Source organism: Collinsella aerofaciens (assembly GCF_041537385.1).
Lineage (GTDB): Bacteria > Actinomycetota > Coriobacteriia > Coriobacteriales > Coriobacteriaceae > Collinsella > Collinsella aerofaciens_BV.
In genome coordinates, this window is the sequence record NZ_JBGORS010000001.1 from 344,776 (window position 1) to 365,890 (window position 21,115).

20 protein-coding genes are annotated in these 21,115 nt (G+C 66.1%); 4 read left to right on the forward strand and 16 right to left on the reverse strand.

Annotated elements, in window-relative coordinates:
- Positions 1–107 precede the first annotated feature (107 nt).
- The 4 genes from ACEG18_RS01585 to ACEG18_RS01600 all read left to right on the forward strand — a co-directional run bounded on the left by ACEG18_RS01585 (position 108) and on the right by ACEG18_RS01600 (position 5,391).
- Positions 108–1,841, forward strand: coding sequence for a L,D-transpeptidase (locus ACEG18_RS01585; RefSeq protein ID WP_372540990.1), 1,734 nt, complete (start codon positions 108–110; stop codon positions 1,839–1,841).
- A 132-nt stretch (positions 1,842–1,973) separates the two neighbouring features.
- A complete protein-coding gene (locus tag ACEG18_RS01590) occupies positions 1,974–3,407 on the forward strand; it encodes an efflux RND transporter periplasmic adaptor subunit (RefSeq protein WP_372540991.1) in 1,434 nt (477 codons plus the stop codon).
- Positions 3,407–4,180, forward strand: a complete 774-nt coding sequence (locus ACEG18_RS01595) for an ABC transporter ATP-binding protein (RefSeq protein ID WP_372540992.1) — start codon at positions 3,407–3,409, stop codon at positions 4,178–4,180. Before ACEG18_RS01590 ends, ACEG18_RS01595 begins: the two co-directional genes overlap by 1 nt.
- Positions 4,177–5,391 carry an ABC transporter permease gene (locus tag ACEG18_RS01600; RefSeq protein WP_372540993.1) on the forward strand — a complete coding sequence of 405 codons (1,215 nt, stop codon included), beginning with the start codon at positions 4,177–4,179 and terminating at the stop codon, positions 5,389–5,391. The genes ACEG18_RS01595 and ACEG18_RS01600 overlap by 4 nt, the downstream gene beginning before the upstream one ends.
- 211 nt (positions 5,392–5,602) lie before the next feature.
- Here ACEG18_RS01600 and cobK read toward each other — a convergent pair whose 3' ends face one another.
- From cobK to cbiD, 16 genes are read right to left on the reverse strand one after another with little or no spacing between them, the layout of a single operon-like run.
- A complete protein-coding gene (cobK, locus tag ACEG18_RS01605; RefSeq protein WP_372540994.1) occupies positions 5,603–6,376 on the reverse strand; it encodes a precorrin-6A reductase in 774 nt (257 codons plus the stop codon).
- A complete protein-coding gene (locus ACEG18_RS01610; protein WP_372540995.1) occupies positions 6,373–7,014 on the reverse strand; it encodes a precorrin-8X methylmutase in 642 nt (213 codons plus the stop codon). Before ACEG18_RS01610 ends, cobK begins: the two co-directional genes overlap by 4 nt.
- Positions 7,015–7,530 (reverse strand): cob(I)yrinic acid a,c-diamide adenosyltransferase, encoded by a 516-nt coding sequence (locus tag ACEG18_RS01615; RefSeq protein WP_372540996.1) that lies wholly within the window; start codon positions 7,528–7,530, stop codon positions 7,015–7,017.
- A complete protein-coding gene (locus ACEG18_RS01620) occupies positions 7,527–9,026 on the reverse strand; it encodes a cobyric acid synthase (protein WP_372540997.1) in 1,500 nt (499 codons plus the stop codon). Before ACEG18_RS01620 ends, ACEG18_RS01615 begins: the two co-directional genes overlap by 4 nt.
- The gene (locus ACEG18_RS01625; protein WP_372540998.1) at positions 9,019–10,242 is read right to left on the reverse strand and encodes a pyridoxal phosphate-dependent aminotransferase; all 1,224 of its coding nucleotides are present in this window, start codon (positions 10,240–10,242) and stop codon (positions 9,019–9,021) included. The genes ACEG18_RS01620 and ACEG18_RS01625 overlap by 8 nt, the downstream gene beginning before the upstream one ends.
- Entirely contained in the window at positions 10,239–11,213 is a 975-nt protein-coding gene (gene cbiB / locus ACEG18_RS01630) for an adenosylcobinamide-phosphate synthase CbiB (RefSeq protein ID WP_372540999.1), read from the reverse strand. Before cbiB ends, ACEG18_RS01625 begins: the two co-directional genes overlap by 4 nt.
- Positions 11,213–12,277 (reverse strand): histidine phosphatase family protein, encoded by a 1,065-nt coding sequence (locus ACEG18_RS01635; protein ID WP_372541000.1) that lies wholly within the window; start codon positions 12,275–12,277, stop codon positions 11,213–11,215. Before ACEG18_RS01635 ends, cbiB begins: the two co-directional genes overlap by 1 nt.
- Positions 12,211–13,089 (reverse strand): adenosylcobinamide-GDP ribazoletransferase, encoded by an 879-nt coding sequence (locus ACEG18_RS01640; protein ID WP_372541001.1) that lies wholly within the window; start codon positions 13,087–13,089, stop codon positions 12,211–12,213. Before ACEG18_RS01640 ends, ACEG18_RS01635 begins: the two co-directional genes overlap by 67 nt.
- Positions 12,975–13,523 carry a bifunctional adenosylcobinamide kinase/adenosylcobinamide-phosphate guanylyltransferase gene (locus ACEG18_RS01645; RefSeq protein WP_372541002.1) on the reverse strand — a complete coding sequence of 183 codons (549 nt, stop codon included), beginning with the start codon at positions 13,521–13,523 and terminating at the stop codon, positions 12,975–12,977. Before ACEG18_RS01645 ends, ACEG18_RS01640 begins: the two co-directional genes overlap by 115 nt.
- Entirely contained in the window at positions 13,520–14,662 is a 1,143-nt protein-coding gene (locus tag ACEG18_RS01650) for a nicotinate-nucleotide--dimethylbenzimidazole phosphoribosyltransferase (RefSeq protein ID WP_372541003.1), read from the reverse strand. Before ACEG18_RS01650 ends, ACEG18_RS01645 begins: the two co-directional genes overlap by 4 nt.
- A complete protein-coding gene (locus tag ACEG18_RS01655; protein WP_372541004.1) occupies positions 14,655–16,037 on the reverse strand; it encodes a cobyrinic acid a,c-diamide synthase CobB in 1,383 nt (460 codons plus the stop codon). Before ACEG18_RS01655 ends, ACEG18_RS01650 begins: the two co-directional genes overlap by 8 nt.
- Complete coding sequence (gene cbiE / locus ACEG18_RS01660; protein WP_372541005.1) at positions 16,034–17,383, reverse strand: precorrin-6y C5,15-methyltransferase (decarboxylating) subunit CbiE; 1,350 nt, start codon at positions 17,381–17,383, stop codon at positions 16,034–16,036. Before cbiE ends, ACEG18_RS01655 begins: the two co-directional genes overlap by 4 nt.
- Positions 17,371–18,114, reverse strand: coding sequence for a precorrin-3B C(17)-methyltransferase (gene cobJ, locus ACEG18_RS01665; protein WP_372541006.1), 744 nt, complete (start codon positions 18,112–18,114; stop codon positions 17,371–17,373). The genes cbiE and cobJ overlap by 13 nt, the downstream gene beginning before the upstream one ends.
- Positions 18,114–19,247, reverse strand: a complete 1,134-nt coding sequence (locus tag ACEG18_RS01670; protein ID WP_372541007.1) for a cobalt-precorrin 5A hydrolase — start codon at positions 19,245–19,247, stop codon at positions 18,114–18,116. Before ACEG18_RS01670 ends, cobJ begins: the two co-directional genes overlap by 1 nt.
- A complete protein-coding gene (cobI, locus tag ACEG18_RS01675; RefSeq protein WP_372541008.1) occupies positions 19,248–19,937 on the reverse strand; it encodes a precorrin-2 C(20)-methyltransferase in 690 nt (229 codons plus the stop codon).
- Positions 19,930–21,114, reverse strand: coding sequence for a cobalt-precorrin-5B (C(1))-methyltransferase CbiD (gene cbiD / locus ACEG18_RS01680; RefSeq protein ID WP_372541245.1), 1,185 nt, complete (start codon positions 21,112–21,114; stop codon positions 19,930–19,932). Before cbiD ends, cobI begins: the two co-directional genes overlap by 8 nt.
- Position 21,115 lies beyond the last annotated feature (1 nt).

Below are 21,115 nucleotides of genomic sequence, written 5' to 3' on the forward strand. Positions count from 1 at the left end.
TTTGAATGCCACCGTTTCCGTACCACAAACAGCAGGGCAATCGCTATAATGCAAGCCCAGTAAAAACACGATGAGCCATAAGGCGAAATTCGAAGGATATGCATACGATGTCGCAAAACGATCGAACTCAACTGATTCCCGATCCGCAGCAGCCGAGCAGGCACACCGGCGGCGTTCAGTCATCGCGTCCTATCGCGCCGAGCCACGGTCAGCAGCGTGGTGCGGCAAACGCTTCCCAACGCCCGAACCAGCAGCGACAGCAGCGTCAACAACGTCAGCAGCGCCAGGCAAACGGCAATGCGCCCAAGCAGCCCCCCACGCACGCCCGAGGCGATCGCGGTCCCGCGCGCAAGTCCGCCGGCAACAATAAGTCGGGCAAAAAGACGACGCTCTTTGTCGTCCTGGGTCTTATCGTCATTGTCTATATCGTAGGCATCGTAGCGTTTTCGCAGGTAGCCTACCCCAACACCACCATCGCCGGCGTCGACGTCTCGTTCTCCAACGCTTCGTCTGCCGCCACCAAGGTCAACTCGGCATGGAAGCACTATAAGCTCGCCGTGACAGGCGATGACTTTAGCTGGACCTATCAGCCCGAGTCCGATGAGCCCATCGTCGACGGCGAAGCTGCCGCAAAAGAAATCATCAGCCACAACGAAGCCTTTATATGGCCGGTCCGTCTTGTGGAATCCTTAAGCGGCAAGACCAAAACAACCGCTACCTCCAACGAAGTCGATCTTGATCAAGACGTCGACCTGTCCATGCTCTCCGACACCTTTGACCAAAAGCAGTTTGAGGAGGATCTGGGCGCCGCCATCGACGAGTTTAACGAGGGCCGTTCGGGCACGTTCGAGGCCAATAGCTCCTATGACGAGCAGGCCGGCAAGTTTACCGTCGAGAAGGCGCGCTCCAACGAAAAGCTCAACCGCGAGCATGTCATTAAGTATGCCGAGCTCGAGCTTGCCTCGCTGGCCGAGACCGTAGATCTTTCCAAGCTCGGCAACGATGCCTATGAGCCACTCAATGGAACGCTGACCGATGATCAGATTCAGGCCGCATGCGATGCCGCCAACAACTTCCTGGGCGTCAACGTGACCCTCAAGCTCAACGGCGAGGATGCCGGCAAGGTTGATGGCAGCTCCGTGTTGCAGTGGATCAGCTTTGCCGATCCCGCCAACCCCACGCTCGATACGTCGCAGATCAGTAGCTGGGCAGCCGAGCTCGCCAACGGCTTTAATACCGTGGGCTCCACTCGCTGGTGGACGCGCGCCGATGGCAAGCAGTGCGCCGTCGAAGGCGGCGACTTTGGTTGGTCCATCGACAGCAGCTCGCTCGCCAAGCAGGTCGAGGACGCCATTAACAACAAGCAGACCGGCGAGATCGAGATCAAGTACTCCCAGAAGGCCGACACCTTTACCGCAAAGGGAGAGCCCGACTGGAAGGCGTATATCGACGTCGACCTGTCCGAGCAGCACGCGCGTTACTACGACGAGAGCGGCAATATCGTGTGGGAGGCCAACTTTATCTCGGGAAAGCCGGGCGAGGACGCCACGCCCGAGGGCGTCTGGCAGATCAACAGCAACGACGGCGCCAGCAAACTCATCGGTGCCAAGGACCCCGAGACCGGCAAGCCCAAATACGAGAGCCCGGTAAGCTATTGGATGCCGTTTGAGGGAAACATGGTCGGCTTCCACGATGCAACGTGGCAAAACGACAAGAGCTTTGACGACCCCAACTCCTACAAGTGGTGCGGCAGCCACGGTTGCATCAACCTGCGCCTGGCCGACGCCAAGGCACTTCACGACTGCATCAAAGTCGGCCTGTGCGTGGTCGTGCACTCGTAGTGCAACGCGCACATTCATACAACGTGGAACCGCTACGACCAATCTAACAGTTCCGAAAGAAACCGTCCTATGCGCCCGCCCCAGCCGGTGGGCGCATATAATTATCGAGGTTCTTTCTATAAAGGAGACGCTATGCCGAATGTCCCCACGATCGCCCCGGGCCCGGATGATACCGAGCACACGCCCGAAGGTGCCACCGAAACGATTCCTCTGATTACTGACGTACATGCCGACAAGGAGAACGGACGCACGAACGATACGGCCGAGATTTCCGATGAAGAGGCATATGCCAAGCTCAAGGCAAAACGTGCCGAACGTCGACGCAAAAAGCTGATTCGACGCGGTATTGCCGCCGGCGTCGTGGGTGCCATCGCGCTCATTGCCATTGTCGCAACCCTGGTTATCAATGCGCAGCCTCAGGGCGCTAGCGGGCCTGTGACCGACATGGTGACCGAGGGCACGTTTACCACAACGGTCGAGGCGAAAGGCCAGCTCAAACCCATTTCGTCCTCAGTGGTCTCCCCTTCTGTTGACGGCACGGTCGATTCGATCAACGTGCAGGCAGGCCAATCCGTCAACGAGGGCGACGTGCTCATGACCATTAAAAACGACGAGCTCGATCGCAACGTTGCCGAGGCGCAGCGTGCAGTTGCAGCCGCTCAAGAAGACCTCGCCAACGCACAGAAAACCGCAGCCGCCGCGCAGGCCACCCCAACGACGGACGTCGATGGAGCTTCCACAGCGGCTGGCATCTCCGCCGCATCAGCGGACACGAACGCCGTATCGGCCGCGCAGCGCAGCCTCGCATCGGCCCAGGCAAACCTAGACCAGGCGAATGCCAAGGCCGCCAGTCGCACGGTCACGGCCCCGAGCTCGGGTAGCATCGTGGAGCTCAACGCCAAGGTGGGCGCCACGGTAACTGGCGGCATGATCATGGGCGAAAGCGATACGAGCGGCGGCAAGCAGTGCATGCAGATCGCCGACCTGTCCAAGATGAAGGTGACCGTGCAGGTGGGCGAAAAGGACATCGCCAAGATCGCCGTTGGGCAGAGCGCCAACGTCACGTATCCCGCGTTTCCCGATATCGTGAGCCAAGGCACCGTCACGGCTATCGCCTCGGTGGCAAACTCCGACTCCAACTACGGCGGCGGCAGCGTAACCTTTAACGTCGACATCCTCATCGAGGCGCCCGACGCACGCCTTAAGCCGGGCATGACGGCCGAGGTCTCGGTGGTGACCGAGCAGCTCGACGACGTGGTGATGGTGCCGGCGATGGCGCTCATGACCGAAGACGGCGAACACTATTACGTCAACGTGGCAACCGATAACGAGGGCAAGCAAACCCATCGCGTGAAGGTGACCGTCGTGACGCAAAACGACAACGAAGCCGTAGTCGGCAAGACGCAGGTCAAGCACGATGAACAGGGCAACGAGATCAATCCTAACGTGCCGGTTACCAAGCTACGCGATGGCGACACCCTCGTCATGGACACCGGAGCGGACGCAACGGCTGACGGCGGCTACAGCGCTGATTCGGGCAGCATGTCTGCCGATGAGGGTATGTAATGCGTCCCGTCATCGACATTCGCAACGCGCACCGCATCTTTGAGAGCGAGGCCGGATGCGCCCATATCCTGCACAACGTGAGCCTGGCGGTAGATCCCGGCGAGTTCGTCGCCATTACCGGCCCCTCGGGCTCGGGAAAATCAACGCTCATGAACATCCTGGGCTGCCTGGACAAACCGACGGCGGGCGACTATTACCTGCAAGGGCTCAACGTGGCCGAGCTCGATGATGACGAGCTCACCGAAGTCCGCGCCCTGAGCATTGGCTTTGTCTTTCAGAGCTTCAACCTGCTGCCGCGCCTGTCGGTTATCGAAAACGTCATGCTGCCGCTGGCCTACACCAACGTGCCCCGTAGCCAGCGCGAAATGCGCTCCGTGCACGCGCTGCAGGCCGTCACGTTGCCCGTCGACCACTGGGACCACCGCATATCCGAGCTTTCGGGCGGCCAGATGCAGCGTGTCGCCATCGCACGTGCGCTCGTCAACGATCCGCCCATCATCCTGGCCGATGAGCCGACGGGAAACCTGGACTCCGCCACTGGAGCGCTCGTCATGGAAACCTTCCATAAGCTCCAGGAGCGCGGCAAGACCATCATACTCATCACGCACGACCCCGGCATCGCCGCCGAGGCCGACCGTGCCGTGACCATCCGCGACGGTCGTATTCACGACGGCGCGTATATTCCACATACACCGCGGACCCTGCGCAGCGCCGTCGATAACCTACCCACGATCTCCGACCCGACCATCCCGCAGAAAGGAGTGATGGTGTGAGCACGCGCGACCTCATCCAAGAAGCACTTCACTCGCTCGAGGCCAACAAGGGGCGCAGCCTGCTCACCATCCTGGGCATTGTCATCGGCATCGCCTCGGTTATCGCCATGACATCGCTCATCGGCGGCATCCAAAACAGCTTGGTCAATAGCCTAGGCCTCAATGCGGCACGCATGGTGCAAATCTATTCGTCGCAAGAACTCACCGATTCTGACGTCCAGAAGCTTCAAAAACTGGTGCCGCAGATAGAGCAGATTGGCATTGTCGACAGCGCGTATACCGAGTACAAGACCGGCGATAAAAGCTATACCGTCATGGCACAGGGTGTCGATAGCGACATGCTCGACGCTGTGGGTGCCAGCAAGCTCGTTGCGGGACGTGTCTATTCACAGGCCGAGTCTCAATCAGGCTCGCGCGTTGCGCTCATCAGCCGCGGCGGCGCCGATCAGCTTTACGGCAACGAACAGGACGCACTGGGAAAAACCATCAAGGTGTCCAACGGCGAGGTGCAGATTGTAGGCGTGATTGATGGCGGCAGCGACTCCATGGGCTCGCTTACGCTGTATATGCCACGCGAAACCATTTCCGGCCTGTTTGGCGACGAGAATCCTTCATTCCCCAGCGTGACGGCACTTGCCGCCGAGGGCACGGACATGGACGAGCTCTGCAAGACCATCGAGTCCAAGGTGCGCGCGATGAAGGGCATCTCGGAGGATGATGAGTACGACAGCGTATCGGCGACCTCCATGAAAAGCGCCATCGATGCACTCAACTCCTTTATGGGCGCCTTCTCGCTCATCATGGGTGCTGTCGCCAGTATCTCGCTGCTTGTCGGCGGGATCGGTATTATGAATATGATGCTCACCAACGTGACTGAGCGCATCCGCGAGATCGGCATTCGCCGTGCCCTGGGCGCCAGTCGTCGCGATATCACCGCGCAGTTTTTGGCCGAGTCCTCGGCGCTGTGCGTCACCGGTGGCCTGCTGGGTGTCCTGATTGGCTATCTGCTGGCCTGGGGCCTCGCGATGTTTGCCGCAGGATCAGGGGTTCTCAGCGAGCTCGGTGCCAGCGGGCAAATCACACCGAGCTTTTCAATCGCCACGGTGCTGCTGGCCTTCGCCGTCTCCGTCGGCATCGGCGTAATCTTTGGCTTCTACCCCGCTCGCCGCGCGGCAAAGCTCAACCCGGTGGAGTGCCTACGCTACCAGTAAGCCACCACCAACAAGTTGCGGTGAATTAGGGACTGAATATGCTATCTAGCAGCAAAAACAGACACTATTTCACCGCAACTTATTGAAGGGCTGCTTGCGCCAGTTCCGCGCGTCGTCCTCGAGCTTTTGGCGGATGACGGGCTTGTACGGGTCGAGCTTGCTCGGGGCGCTCCTCCTCGCGGGCGGGAGGGCGCGCAGGCGCGGCGAGCGCCTAGCGCACGAACTCCCGTAAGAGCGCGTCTTCCACTTCCCGAAGAGAAAGGGCCCCGCCCCCCTCGGCGGGACGGGTGACCACAATACAGCGCGCTCCCACGTCGCGCGCGGCGGCGAGCTTCTCGGCCGTGCCGCCTACGGTTCCCGAGTCCTTGGTCACAAGCCACTGGGCGCCCACCTGCCGAAGCATCGCCTCGTTGAGCTCGCGGGTGAAGGGCCCCTGCATGCCGATGACGTGCGACGGCGAAAACCCCGCGTCGATGCACTTCGTTATAGCGCCGGGTAGCGGGAGCACACGCACGAAGAAGCGCTCCGCGAAATCGGCGACGCGCGTGTAGGGAGCAAGCTCCTTGCTCCCCGTCGTGAGAAGCGCGCGACCCGGGTTCTCGGAGAGAAAGCGCGCCGCGAAGGCAATCGACGCGACCGACACGACGCCTTTGGGTAGCGCCTCGGCCGGGCGTGCAAGGCGCAGGCATCGTGCACCCACAGCGAGCGAAGCGGCCCGGATGTTGCCGCTTGCGAGCGTAGCGAAGGGGTGCGTGGCGTCAACGACGATGCGCGCGCCGGAAAGCTCGCGCTCCATGTCGGCCTCGTCGAGCCTGCTCGCATGCACCTCGATGCCCGGAAGCTCGCCCAAAAGTTCACCTCCGTACTCGGTTGCCGCGTAGGCACGGGCGGGGATGCCCGCCTCGCTCGCCCATTCGCACAGAAGGCGGCCCTCGGTGGTGCCGGCGAAGATGCGCAGCGCCGGCGCGGATGCGGGCGCCGTCACTTCGGGCCGCCTGGGCGCGTGATCTGGTAGAGCAGCGCGTTCATAATGGCGGCCGCCACGGTCGAGCCGCCCTTGCGACCCCTCGCGACGATGGTCGGCACGCGTCGCGCGAGTAGCTCCTCTTTCGCCTCGACCACGTTCACAAACCCGACCGGCACCCCAACGACGAGCGCGGGCGCGATCTTCCCCGCGTCCATGAGCTCGGCGAGGCGCAGAAGTGCTGTGGGAGCGTTGCCGACGGCCACGATGAGTGGACCCTCGATGCCGCAAGCTTTGTCCATGCTCGCAACGGCGCGAGTCGTGCCCGCGGCACGCGCCGTTGCGGCGACATCAGGGTCGGCCATGTAGCACACGGCCTTGCAGCCGAGCTTCGCGAGCGCGGGCTTGCTTATGCCTGCGAGCGCCATGTTCGTGTCGGTGAGCACCGTGGCCCCTGCGCGCAGTGCGTCGAGCGCACAGTGCGCGGCGTCATGGGTGAACACAAGGGAATCGGCGTACGAGAAGTCGGCAGTGGTGTGGATGACGCGCTTCACGACGGGCTCTTCGAGCGGCGGGAACGTGCGCCCGCCGAGCTCTTCGGTGATGATCTCGAAGCTGCGCCGCTCGATGTCGCCGGGCGCCATCTCCTTGGAATCCATCTAGTACTCCACTCCTTCCCTTGCACATATCCCCTGAGCGTAGGGGTGTTTCTCGCACCGCATCTCGGTTATGTAGTCGGCCTTCTCCACGATCTTGCGGGAAGGCGCGCGCCCGGTGAGCGCCACTTCGACGCCGCGCGCGGACATATCGAGCGCGCGGTCCACGAGCGCCTCGTCGACAAGCCCCTTCGAAAGCGCGTCGAGCGCCTCGTCGAGCACGAGCAGCCCCTCCTGCGCGCCCTCGAGCTCGGCGAGCGCGGAAGCGAGGTTCCCATCGTGCAGCTCGCACGTCGCGGCAAGTTCTTCCGACGTCATCGACCAGGTAAACTTGTCCGACACCTTCCCCGCGTACACAGGCACGCCGAAATGCTCGGCGAGCAGGCGCGCCTCCCCGCTTTCGCCGTCTTTCAGGAACTGCACGACGACGACGCGGCGGCCTGCGGCGAGCATGCGAAGGGCGAGGCCCATCGCCGCCGTGGTCTTGCCTTTGCCGTCGCCATGATACACGTGGATCATACGCCCTCCTCGATAATGCGGTAGACATACTCCATGTCGAGCGCCCCACGCACGACGTCGGCCAGGCGGTCGAACTCGCGCGCACGGTGATCGGCCGCGGACGCCGCGCCCGCAGCACCCACGACGCTCTCGGGCAGGCCGCGCATGCGCGCGAGCGAGCGCGCGAGGGCGAGCGCCACCCCCGGTTCGTCGAACAGGCCGTGGAGATAGGTTCCAAACACGTTTCCGCAGGCCGCGCCTTCTGGTTTGCCGCCAATCGTGCCCGCAGGGGCGCAGGAGACGGTCGTTTCACCGTCGTGAATCTCATACCCGCGCGCCGTCATGCCGTTCCACACCGAGAACGCGCCTTGGGCGCCCGTGATGCGCAGCTCCGACTGGGCGAGGCGCTTTTCCTCCTTGAACACCGTACTTGCAGGGATGAGCCCGAGCCCGCGCGCGGTGCCAGCGCCTTCCCTGCCGTGCGGGTCGGAAAGCTCGTCTCCCAAAAGCTGGTAGCCTCCGCATATGCCGAGCACCGGCGTGCCCGCGCCCGAAAGCGCGCGCACACAGGCTCCGATGCCGCTAGCCGCAAGCCAGCGCGCGTCGTCGAGCGTGGTCTTCGAGCCGGGAAGCACCACCAGGTCGGGTCGGCCCAGATCGGTCGTCGAGGAAACGTAGCGCACGCCCATGCCGGGCACGCGCGAAAGCGGGTCGAAGTCGGTGAAGTTCGACAGATGCGGAAGGCGCACGACGGCGACGTCGATGACGCCGCGCGCCTCGCGGGCAGATAGGCGCGGCGCGAGCGAGTCCTCGTCGTCCAGGTCGAGCGTAAGATACGGCACGACCCCCACGACGGGAACCCCGCACATCTTCTCGAGCGGGGCCAAACCCGGGCGCAGGATTTCCACATCGCCGCGGAACTTGTTCACCAAAAGCCCCCGCAAAAGCGCGCGATCCTCGGGCGCAAAGAGCGCGACCGTGCCGTAGAGCTGGGCAAACACCCCGCCTGGGTCGATGTCGCCCACGAGCAGCACGGGGGAGGACACGGCGCGCGCGAGCCCCATGTTGACGATGTCGTTTTCGGCAAGGTTGATTTCGGCGGGGCTGCCGGCGCCCTCGATGACGATGACGTCGTTTTCCTCCGCGAGCGAATTGAACGCCTCCAAAATCTGCGGCATGAGCGCCTTCTTTCGCGCGAAGTAGTCCCTCGCTGCGAAGGCTCCCTGCGCCTTGCCGGCCACGATGAGCTGGCTTCGGTGGTCGCTTTCGGGCTTGAGCAGGATGGGGTTCATGCGCACGTCGGGCGCGATGCCGCACGCCTCGGCCTGCATGATCTGGGCGCGCCCCATCTCGAGCCCGTCGGCCGTGACACCGCTGTTGAGCGCCATGTTCTGGCTCTTGAAGGGAGTCACGCGCAGGCCGTCCTGCGAAAGCACACGGCACAGCCCCGCCGCAAGCAGGCTCTTCCCCGCGTTCGACATGGTGCCCTGGATCATGATGGGCTTCGCCCTACCCACGGGTATCGACCTCCTTCGCTGAGCCTCGGCCATCCGCGCCCGCCATAGCGCCGCTGCAAGAAGCGCCGCCCCGTACGTCGGGTTCGGCTTCGCCCGATGCACCTTCCGCCCGAAGCGCGCGGCTGAACGCCATCGCAAGCCGGGCATTCTCCTTGCGCGTGCGCACCGCGACGCGGCACCAGAAACGGGACAGTACCGAAAACGAGTCGCACGTGCGGACCAAAACCCCCTGTTTATACAGGCGCTCGGGGATGTCTTTCGCCGGCGTGCGGACTAAAAGGAAGTTCGCATCCGACGGCACGACGGAAAGCCCGAGCGAGGAGAGCTCGTGGGAAAGCCACGCTCGCTCACCCGCCAATACATCGCGCGTGCGCGAGACGTATTCGACGTCTTCCAGGGCGGCGATGCCCGCGGCCTCGGCGACCGAGGAGACGGGCCACGCCTGCCCCGCCCGGCGAATCCCCTCGATGAGTTGGGCGTTTCCGCTGATCAGATATCCCAACCGCAACCCCGCCATTCCGTAGAGCTTGGTGAACGCGGAGAGCACGGCCACATGGCGCGAACACGCGGCGCGTGCGGCCACGCTCCTTTCGCGGGCGTCGGGCGCAAATCCGAGGAAGCACTCGTCCACGACGAGCAGCGCGCCCACCTGCTCGCAGCGGCAAGCCGCGGCATAGATCACGCTGGGGTCGACGAGGCGCCCCGTCGGGTTGTTCGGATTGCAGAGGTACGCCACGTCTCCCGGCCCCTCGATCGCGCGGGCGAAGGTGGCGGGCACGTCGAAGTCGTACGCTTCGGAGAGCGGGAACTCCTGCACGCATGCACCGTAGTACGATGCCGCCTCCGCATATTCAGAGAACGTCGGAGCACACACGACGATGCGTTTCGGGCGCACCGCCGCGGCGAGTCGCCAGATGATGTCGGACGCGCCCGCGCCGCAGACGATAGTATCTTCGGGAATGCCCTGGGCACGCGCCAGGGCGCGAACGAGGGCGAGGCTTTCCCTATCGGGGTAGGCGTCAATTCGAGAAAGCGTCTTGCAAGCTGCGGCGACGGCGCGCGGCGAAGGGCCTGCCGGATTCACGTTCACCGAGAAGTCAATGAGGTCGGAGGCGCCCCCTTCGCAAGCGATGCCGAGCGATTGCGAGCTGCCCCCATGCGCACGGGCGCGCAGGATTCCCCCGGCAGCCCGGGACGCGGCGTGGTCTTCCCTCATGCAATCGCCCCCACGGCGAGCACGACCGCCGCGCGCGCGGCGCCGAAGACGACGAGCGCGCATACGGACGCGGCGAGCATGAGCCTTGTCGCCCGGGCGATGTCGCCCCACTCGATTTCACGGGACGCGTCGCCTATCGTCGGTTTCTCAACGAGCTTGCCGAAATACACCGCGGGTCCTGCCAGGCGCAGCCCGAGCGCGCCCGCGCACGCCGACTCGGTCTGTGCCGCGTTCGGGCTCGCATGGCGACGCCTGTCGCGACGCCAGATGCGCGCCGCCCCGCGCGCGTCGAGCCCGACGATCGGGCACACGGCGATCATCAGCAGGGCCGATAAGCGCGAGGGAATCCAGTTCACCGCATCGTCGAGGCGCGCCGAGGCGCAGCCGAAGTCGATGTAGCGCTCGTTTTTGTAGCCCACCATGCTGTCGAGCGTGTTCACAGCCTTGTACGCCATGCCCAAGGGCGCACCCCCGATCATAAGGTAGAAAAGCGGCGCGATGACGCCGTCGCTCGCGTTCTCCGCCACCGTTTCCACGGCGGCGCGCGCAACGCCCTGCTCGTCGAGAACAGACGTGTCGCGTCCCACGATGAGCCCGACTGTTTCGCGAGCCGCGACAAGGCCGCCCTTCGAGAACGCGCGGGCCACGGCCAGGCTCTGGCGGCGCAGCTCGCATGCCGCAAGAATCTGATAGCTCGCCCATGCCTCGGCCACGAAGCGCAAGCCGGGGTGAACCATGCCGCAAAGATGCAGGATTCCCCAGGTCAAAAGCCCACACGCAAGCGGAAGCGCCACGGCGAGCACAAGCCCTGCGGCGCGCGTGCCCGCGGACGTTTGCGGGAATGCGCCCCGCAGGCGGCCTTCGGCCCACGTGATTGCGCGCCCCATGGCGACGACGGGATGGGGAAGCCAGCGCGGGTCGCCGAAGGCAAGGTCGGCCGCGAACCCGGCGGCGACGGCAAGAATCGTCATCACCGGGCATCGCCCCCCGAAGCGGGGCGAACGTCGCGAAGGCAGCGCCCATCCCAGGTGGCGGCCCATGCGCCGCCCGGCTCGGTATGCACGTCGAAGTATTCCATTTTCGGGACAGCAAGCTCGGAAAGCAGCGCTTTCACGGTACCCGCGTGAACGACGAAGACGGCGCGCCCACTCCCCTGGGCGCGCTCCGATTCGCACGCCTCCCGAAACGCCGCGACGACGCGGCGGGTGAAATCGCTCTTGCCCTCGCCATGCGGGCAGCGCGTCTCGCACCAGGAGTCTACCCAGGCGCGGTAGCGCGCATCCTCTTTAAGCTCGGCGGCGCTTCGCCCCTCGAAGTCACCGAAATCCATCTCGCGCAGACCGAGGCATGCCATAAGCTCCGCATTCGGGAAGAGGATGCGTGCCGTCTGGTCGGTGCGGGCCATGCCACTCGTGATAACACGGAACACGTCACGATCGCACGCGAGCTCGCGCAAAGCGCGCTCGCCCGCACTCGACAGGGGCTCGTCGGTGCCCGCCCCGCTGTAGCGATGGTCTTCCGTGCCCGCCGTGGCACCATGGCGCACGAAGACGACTTCCAAAGGCGCGCCCGCGCCCTGCGTCCCTCGAGGCGCATCGGTAAGGTTTCCTTTGATGACCTGGGGAATCCCGCACGTCATGCGCACGACGACGTCGGCGCGCGCAGCGAGCGCGCATCCCAGACGCCCCGCGCGCTCGCGCCATTGGGCGTCTTCCGCACGCATGGGGACGACCCCCGAGCCGACCAAGGGCAGAATCACTGCGTCGAAGCCGGTCAGCCGCTCGAGCGCCCGGTCAGCGTCGAGCGCGCGTACGAGTTCCTCAGCACGGTACGCGACACGGCCGGCAAAAGCCGTGGGCACGCCGCCCTCCGCAAGCTGCGCCGCGTCGACGAAATCGTCCGCCGCGAACCCGAGCTTTTCGCGCACGAAGGTCCTCTTCCCCGAAAGCGCGCCACCTACCACGAGCATCATAGGAGCATGCCCCCCGCCACCAGCATGGCAAGCATCGCGAGCTCGGCCCATTGCAGAAACCATCCGGCCAAATCCCCCGTCACCCCGCCGAAGCGGGACAGGGCAACATGGCGATACCACGCGAGCGCCAAAAGCCCCGCCACCGCCATAAGGGCGCCGACGGCCCGAGCGCACGCGACCATCCCTGCAGCCGAAGCCGCAGCGAAAGCGCAAAGCGGCACGACGATCGCCGCGCGCTTCTTCGAAGGCGAGAGTCCCGCGGCCATGCCGTCCGCCCGCGCGGCAGGCCAACATTCAACGGCGAGCCCCGAAAGCGCGCGGGAGAACACGAGCGAGCACAGAAGCGCAAGGAACGTCCCCGCCGTAAGCGGCAGCGCGGTGAACAGGGAAAACTGCAGAATAAGGTACACGACAACACCGATGACCCCGAAGGCGCCCGCCCGCGGGTCGTGCATGATCTCGAGCTTTCGCTCGCGTGGGGCCCAACTTGCAAGCGCATCGGAGGTGTCGCAGAGCCCGTCTAGGTGGATGCCTCCCGTCACCGCCACAGGCAGCGCCACGAGCACAGCCGCGACGATGGTCGCGGGCACGCCGAACAGGTTCGCCATGTACCCCCACGCCGTCATGAGGAAGCCTTCCGCAACGCCCACCAGGGGAAACGCGGCAAGCGCATGGGTTGATCCGAAATCGGTCCAGGTCGATTTCGGGACGGGGATGCGCGAGAACGTTCCGAACGCCGCGCCGATTGCCTCTGCTATCTTCACCTTGTAGGCCCTTCGCCTTTCATCCACACGGGAATCCCGCATACCACTTCGACTGCGCGGTCGGCCAGCGCCGCCACGCCCGCGTTCACGCGCGCGAGCGCGCGCCTCCATGCCTCGGTCCCTTCATCGTAGCGCATCCCATCGGCGAACACGTCGACGGTGACCACCACCGTATGCGCAGCGGCCTGAGCGAGCCGTTCAATGCCTCCGAGCACCTCGCGCGCCGCAGCGTCGGGGTCACGCGGGGACAAGCCGCCTTCCGCGAAGAGCTCGTTCGCAACCAGGTTGCCCACGTCCTCCAAAAGAAGCGTACAGCCGCGCGGAAGCCCGGGCACTGCGGTGCCCACGTCACGCGTGCGTTCGAGGGTGGAAAAACCCTTGCCCTCGCGCAGCGCCCGATGGCGCGCGATGCGGCGGGCGCCCTCTTCCCCGAAGGGCTCCATCGTTGCCAGGTACACGCGAGGGCCGTCGTGCCCGAGGCACAGGGACTCGGCGTAGGCGCTCTTGCCGCTCGCGGCGGCGCCGATGACGAGCGTCACCGTCATTTCCCGGCCTCGAAATGTTCGTAAGCAGCCATGCCAGTCGCCGTGAACGTCTTACCATCCCGGTACACGCGCAGCGCCGAATCCAGAAGGGGCAGATACGCCATGGCGCCCGCGCCCTCACCCAAGTGCATACCTGCGTCGAGGGGTGCCTTTATGCCGAGCTCGCGAAGGAGCTCCTGGCTTGCGGGTTCGCTTGATGCGTGGGTGCCCACGAGGTAGCCCAAGGCGTTGGGGCACAGGCGCACCGCGCACAGGGCCGCCGTGCAGGATATGACCCCGTCGAGGAGCGCCGGGGCCTTCGAGGCCGCGGCCCCCAGGTAGAAGCCGCACATCGCCGCGATGTCGAAGCCGCCCACCTTCGAGAGCACGTCGATCGGGTCGGCGGGATCGGGCGAGTTCGCGTCGATAGCACGCTCGACCACGTCGCGCTTGCGCGCGAGTGAGGCGTCCGAGAGCCCCGCGCCGCGCCCGACGAGGCTCCGCCCGTCCGCCCCGATGAGCACTGCGGCTACCGCCGCCGAGGTGGTCGTGTTGCCGATGCCCATCTCGCCCGCGGCGAGAAGGCGCACGCCGGTGCGGGCAAGCCCGCACGCGACGGCGATTCCGACCTCGATCGCGCGCACGGCCCCATCGCGAGACATAGCGGAGCCGTGCGCGATGTTGCCGCTCCCCCGCCGCACGTTTGCGCGCACCATGCGCGCGTCTTCTATGCCCCGGGCCATACCCACGTCGATGGGCACGATCTCGGCACCCGCGAACGCCGCCATGCGGCAGGCGCTCGTGGCCCCCTCGCACATGTTGCGCGCGACGGCTCGCGTCACGTCTTGCCCGCTTTGCGACACGCCTTCGGCAACGACCCCGTTGTCGGAGAAGAATACCGCGAGCGCACGGGGGAACTCGGCCACCTCGGCGCTCCCTTGAGCTGCGGCGATACACGCGACGGCGTCTTCAAAGTCGCCCAATCCCCCCAAGGGGTGCGCGATGGAGTCCCACGCGGCGTACGCGGCGGCGCGGGCGCACTCGTCTGCGGGCGCGATCCGGGAGAGCGCGGCTTCGAGCACGGCGCCCGGCGCCGACGAGAACGCGCGCTCGACTTCCTCGCGGATGCAGGCAAGCGCGGTTTCGGTTGCTTCAGCCATGCCGTCTCCTCTCTGCGAACGACGCTGCGGCAGACGCAAACGCGCGTGCAACATCGGGGTTAGCAGGATAGTACACATGCGGGAAGCCCGCCACCAGGGACGGGGTGGTCGTCATGCACGGCCAGCCCTTGTCGCGCCGGGGCTTCTGCGCCCAGAATTCGCCGCCCGGGCAGGTGGACTGCCAGTAGTGGAACTCGTGCGCGCGGATGCGTGTGCCGCGCGGCCCGTAGAGCCCGTCGCGTTGGGAAGTGAGCTCCACGTACCCGAAATGGGACAGCCTTCCCCCGTTCTCGCTTGCGCCCTCAAGGGCGCCCGCAACAGGCCAGCGCCGCCCCTCGCTATCGGCGATTTTGCGCTGCAGGTACAGAAACCCACCGCATTCGGCGACCGTCGGCATGCCGGATTCCACCGCGCGCCGCACCGACTCGCGCATCGGCGCGTTCTCGGAGAGCTGCCGCACATGGAGCTCCGGGTAGCCGCCCCCCAGATAGAGGGCGCTTGTCCCCCGGGGCAACTCGCTATCACACAGGGGGCTGAAAAAGGCCAGCTCGCAACCCAGGTCCTCGAGCGCGCGCAGGTTCTCCTCGTAGTAGAACGAGAACGCCTCGTCATGCGCGACGGCGACGATGGGCCGCGCTCCCGCGATCGGCTCCAACCGGTAAGGCTCCTCACGGATATCGGGTGCCGTCGCCGCTATTTCGAGCAAGCGGTCGACGTCGACGCTCTTTTCCACCAGCTCGGCCATCTTGTCGATGCGCGCCGAGAGCTGCTCAACCTCGTCGGCGGTCACAAGCCCCAGATGCCGGCTTTCGAGCGAGAACGCCTCGTCGGCGGGGATATTCCCCAAAACAGCGACGCCCGTGTGCTTCTCGATCGCAGGCGCCGCGTAGACGCAGGCAGCGGCGCTCGTCTTGTTCAGCACGACGCCGCGCACGTTCGCAAAAGGCAGGAACTCGGCGATGCCGCGGATTACGGCGGCGAGCGATAAAGACGCCCCGCGCCCGTTCACCACTAAAACGACCGGCGTTTCAGTGTCGCGCGCAACCTGATAGCTGCTCGCGTCGGCCACGCCGGGCGCCATGCCGTCGTAGAAGCCCATGACGCCCTCGAGCACCGCGACATCCGCGCCCGCGGCGCCGCGTGCAAGCAGGGCGCGCAGCGTCGGGGCGTCGGTGAAGAAGCCGTCTAAGTTGCCCGAGCGCGCGCCCACGACGCGGCGATGAAAGAGCGGATCAATGTAGTCGGGGCCGCATTTAAAGGCCGCGCATGCGAGGCCGCGGCGCGCGAGCGCGCGCAGGAGCGCGCACGTTACGACCGTCTTGCCGCTCCCGCTCGAGGGCGCAGCGACCATGAAGCGCGGGATGGACGTGCTCACCGGGCGCCGCCTTCCCCACCTGCACCACGTGCGCTGACGAGGAACACGGGGTTTAGCGCCTTCATAAGATGGTGCGAGCCTACAGCCTCGGCACGGGCGGCCGACACCTGGCACGCCTCGAACCCCTTAAAGCGCGAACCCGAGAGGAGCGCGCACGCCTCGGTGAGCGTCTCAACGGTGACGCATGGCACGCACAGGTGAACCTGCGAGTTCTTCTCGAGCGCCGCCTCCACGATGGAGGGAAGCTCGCCCGCGCTCCCGCCGACGAACACGGCGTCGGGGACGGGCAGTTTCGCGAGCGCTTCGGGGGCGACACCGGGGACAGCATGCACGTTGCCGCACCCGAATGCATCCGCGTTCTCTCGGATGAGCCGCACGCCGGCCGCGTTGCGCTCGACCGCCCATACCGACCCCGCTCGCGCGACGAGCGCCGCCTCGATCGACACGCTCCCCGTGCCGGCACCGACGTCCCACACGGTGTCGGTCGCGGTAAGGCGCAGCTTCGCGAGCGCGACGGCGCGCACCTCCTGCTTGGTCATGGGAACGTCGCCGCGGATGAAGAGCTCGTCGGGAATGCCCGAGGAAGCGTACGGCCAGCGGGGGCTCGCGGCGCGGGATGCGCCCGCAGAGTCCGCCGCGGAAGAAGCCGCCGCGGGCGCAGACGCGCCGGCCGGCGCCTCGGAGGCTGCGCTAGAGCCCGCAGGCGACCCGGCACCGCCTGCGGGCTCGATAAGCATCACGTTCAAGTCGTCGAACGTCTGACCTGCGATTTCACTTGCGGTCGCGCAGGTGATGCGCTCGTCGGGGTATGACAGGCGCTCGGCCACCGTCACGCGCGCGTCCCCGAAGCCCGCCTGCACAAGCTCGCCCGAAAGCCGCGAGGGGTCTTCCCCGCCCGACGTGGCGAGGAAGAGCTCACCTGCACGCTCGGCCTCGGCCACGATGTCGCACGCCACGCCGTGAGCGCTTGCGAAGCGCCAATCCTGCCATGGACGCGCGAGGCGCGCGGCGAGATACGACGCTGAGCTTATGCCGGGAATGACGTGCACGTCCACCTGCGCGTCGCCGGAGAGCGCCTCCACCAGGCGGCGTGTGCCGCTGAACAGCCCCACATCGCCCGTCATCACGACCACGGCGCGCTGCCACGACGCCGCATCGGTGAGCGCGGCGACGATGTCCGCCGTCTTCACGAGCTCGCATCTCACCACGTCGGGCGGCACGTCGATGCCGGCAAGCGCGCGATGAGCGCCGATGACCACGTCGGCGATGTCGATCGCGTCGAGCGCCGCGCGCGAGAGCAAGTCGGGGTTTCCGGGCCCCGCCCCGATGATCGTTACCTTTCGCATGGAATCTCCCGATACCCGCGCGGCGTGACCATACGGCCGCCTACGCGCTTCGTGTCCGCGTTGCCGACGAACACGGTGGTGAACATGTCAGCGTCGATCTCCCCCAGCTCAGAGAGCCTACACATGCCCGACTGCTGCCCCTCGCGCCCGATGTTGCGTACCCAGCCGCAGAGCGTGTCGGGGGCCTTCCATTCGAGCATAATCTTCGCCGCGCGCGAGAGCCTGTCGGCGCGCTTTCTGCTGCGCGGGTTGTACAAACAGATACAGAAGTCGGCGCTCGCCACGGCGGCGAGCCTGCGCTCGATGACCTCCCACGGCGTGAGCAGGTCGGAGAGCGACACGACCGCGAAGTCGTGGGCAAGCGGGGCGCCGAGCACCGCCGACCCGCTCTGAGCCGCGGTGGCCCCGGCGATAACTTCCACGTCTACATCGGGGTAGTCCTCCGCAAGCTCCAGCACGGGGCTCGCCATGCCGTACACGCCCGCGTCACCGCTGCACACGAGCGCCACGGCTTCTCCGCTCTGCGCGCGCGAAAGCGCCAGGCGGCACCGTTCGACCTCGTGCATCATCGGCGTCGCGAGATGCGCCGCGTCGGGCACGGCGCCGAGCGCGAGCTCCACGTATTTCGTGTACCCCACAACGATGTCGGCCGCCTCGAGCGCGCGCCGGGCCGCAATCGTCATGCCGTCGGGGCCGCCCGGGCCGATCCCCACCACGAAGAGCTTTCCCATCACCGCTCCTTAAACGAAAGTTCGATAGTTACCTTGGAAAATGCGACGGTCACGCCGCCGTGAGCGAGCTTCGGGAAGATAAGTTTGTCCCCGTCCGCGAGCGCCGCGCGCTCGCACACGTTGTCGACCCCCACCGTCGCGCGCACGAAATCAGATGGCGAAACGCTGCCTTCGACTTGCGACAGCTCATCTGCGGAATACGTCGCAAGCGGGATATTGCGCGCGCGGCAGAAGGCGAGCAGACCCTCCTCGTGCGCCTTCACGTCAATCGTCGCCGCCTTGCGCACGGCCGAAGGCGAGATACCCGCCTGCCCGCACGCGAGAAGAAACGCCTCCCCGATCGCTTCGGCGCACGCACCGCGACGGCACCCTATGCCCGCAACGATACAGGGCACGACAAGGCGAAGCGGCTCGGGCACAGGCGCCTGCGCCCGAACGCCCGCCGGCTTCCCCGTCTCACCGGCGGGCACGACCTCGCCCGTAGTCTCCGCCGCGCGAACGGACGCACCTGCATTCGCCCCAGCGAACGGCGACACGACGATATCGGCCCGAGCGCGGTCGGACGCAATGTCAACCCCCTCAGGCGGCTGTCCCGAAATCGGCATGTCGGAATAGAGCGCCACGCGCCCGCCCGAAAGCAGCCGCGCCGACACTCGCTTGATAACCTCGGGATTCGAAACGGTGAGCCCCGCACAGCGCGCCCACGTATCCACCGCCCAAACACCGCGAACGTCGGTCGCCGTGGTGATGACGGGGATGGCCCCTGCCGCGCGTGCCACAGTTTGCGCAAGCTCGTTCGCACCGCCCAAATGCCCCGACAAAAGCGAGACGGCAAAGCGCCCCGCCTCGTCGATCGCCACAACCGCGGGATCGTTTGCCTTCGAGGCGACATGCGGCGCGATCGCCCGCACGGCGATGCCCGCCGCGCCCACGAACAGAAGCGCGTCCGACGCTTCCCACGCGAGCGCCGTCCATGTGCGCAGGTCGGCCTTCCCCTCGCCGAACCCTCGGGAAACGAAAACGTCCCAGCCAGGGTCATCTTCACCTGTCTGCGCGCAATCGGAAAGCGCGCGTGCGGTGCGCTCAGCCAACGCATACCCCCTCTCAGTGAACGCTATGCAGGAAACCCTCATCTAGCGCACCACCATCGTCGAGAAGTAGCTACCCCGATCGGGCACAACGTCGAGCGAGCGGTACACGCGCTCGCCCGGAAGCCCACAATCCTCTACGAGCTCGGCACCGTCGAAGGCGCCCTCCTCGCGAAGGATGCGCTTCGTGTCCGCAAGCGAGCGGCGCGCCTTCATGACCACCTTCGTCCCCGGCCAGCCGATTGCGCGGCGCACGTCGTCGTAGCCGCCGGGCACGATGTGCAGAGGCGACGACATCTCGGGCGTGAGGTCGCGCTCGAGCGCCGCGGCGACCGCGCAGAAGCTCGGTACGCCGGGAATGGCGCGCGCCTCGAACCCGCGGGCGCGCACGTCGGGCGCTATGCGCTGGAAGGTGGCGTAGATGCTCGGGTCCCCCAGGTTCAGCAGCGCGACGTCGCGGGCCGCATCCAGGTGCGCGACAAGCTCGCGAACAAGCGAGGCATGCTCGGCCGCGCGGCGCTCGGCGTCGCGCGTCATCGAGAATCGCACGGGAATCACCGTCTTGCCTGTAAGGTCGACGGCGCCGCGCACGATGTCGAGCGCGACCATGACCCCGTCCGCCGTCTGCGGTGCGGCGATGACCGGACACGATTCGATTATGCGGACGGCCTTGATCGTGAGCAGCTCGGGGTCGCCAGGCCCCGTGCCCACCCCGTACAGCACGCCTTTACTCATACGTCGCCCCCAATTCCCCGATAACTGCATCGGCGCCCGACGTGCGGAAAAGCTCGCGGCGCTCGGCGTCGAACACGACCGCGGCGATATCGCATGCGCCCGCCGCGCGGCGGCGCAACCTGTCCTCGGTTGCCGCAGCGAGCGAGGCGCGCGCAGCGTCCCCCACGCCGGCGGCCTCGATTGCCTCGAGCGCCGCCGTGGTCGTGACCGACGACATGATCTCGCGCACGGTCTTCGCGTCCGCGCCGGCCAAGGCCGCGTGGGCGGCCAGAATCTCCGCGCGGCAGTCGGCGGTACGCGAATGGGTGTCCATGATTCCGCCCGCGACCTTCACCAGCTTGCCGATGTGTCCCACAAGAAGGACATTGGTAAATCCCTCGCGAACGCAGCAATCAATCGCATCGCCCACGAAGTTGGAGATGAAGACCATCGGCGCACCGTTTAGGTGGAAATGCCCCGAGATGAACTGCTCGCCGTAGTTGCCGGGCGTGAGCACGACTCCGCGCCGCCCCATAGCCGCATGCTGCCGGATCTCGAGCTCGATGCTGTCGCGCAAGGCAGCGAGGCTGCGCGGCTCGACGATGCCCGTCGTGCCCAGGATGGAGATTCCGCCCTCTATCCCCAGGTGCGGATTGAAGGTCTTTTCGGCAAGGGAAACGCCCTCGGGTACCGAAATCGTCACAGCAATATTTCCAGAAAAGCCGTGCGCGGCGCACACCTCGCGCACCGCCGAAGTGATCATCGCGCGCGGCGTCGCGTTGATGGCGGCCGCCCCCACCGGCTGCTCGAGCCCGGGCAACGTCACGCGCCCCACGCCCACGCCGCCATCGACGGAAACTTCCGATTCGCGCGCGGGCACGCCCTTGCTGCCCGCAGCGCCCGTGCCCGACCCCGCATGTTCCACACGCGCGTACACGAGCACGCCGTCGGTCACATCGGCATCGTCGCCTGCGTCCTTTCGCACGGCGCACTGGGCGCACCCCTCGCCGATACATGCGTCGACCACGTTCGCCTCGACGGGCAGCCCGCCGGGGGTGACGATCGACACGCGGCCGACGGGCTTTCGTGACAAGAGCATCTCGCAGGCCGCCTTCGCCGCGAGCGTGGCGCAGCTCCCCGTGGTATAGCCGCAGCGCAGGCGGGTCGTCCCGGTATATATGTAGTGCTCGAAGGCCACG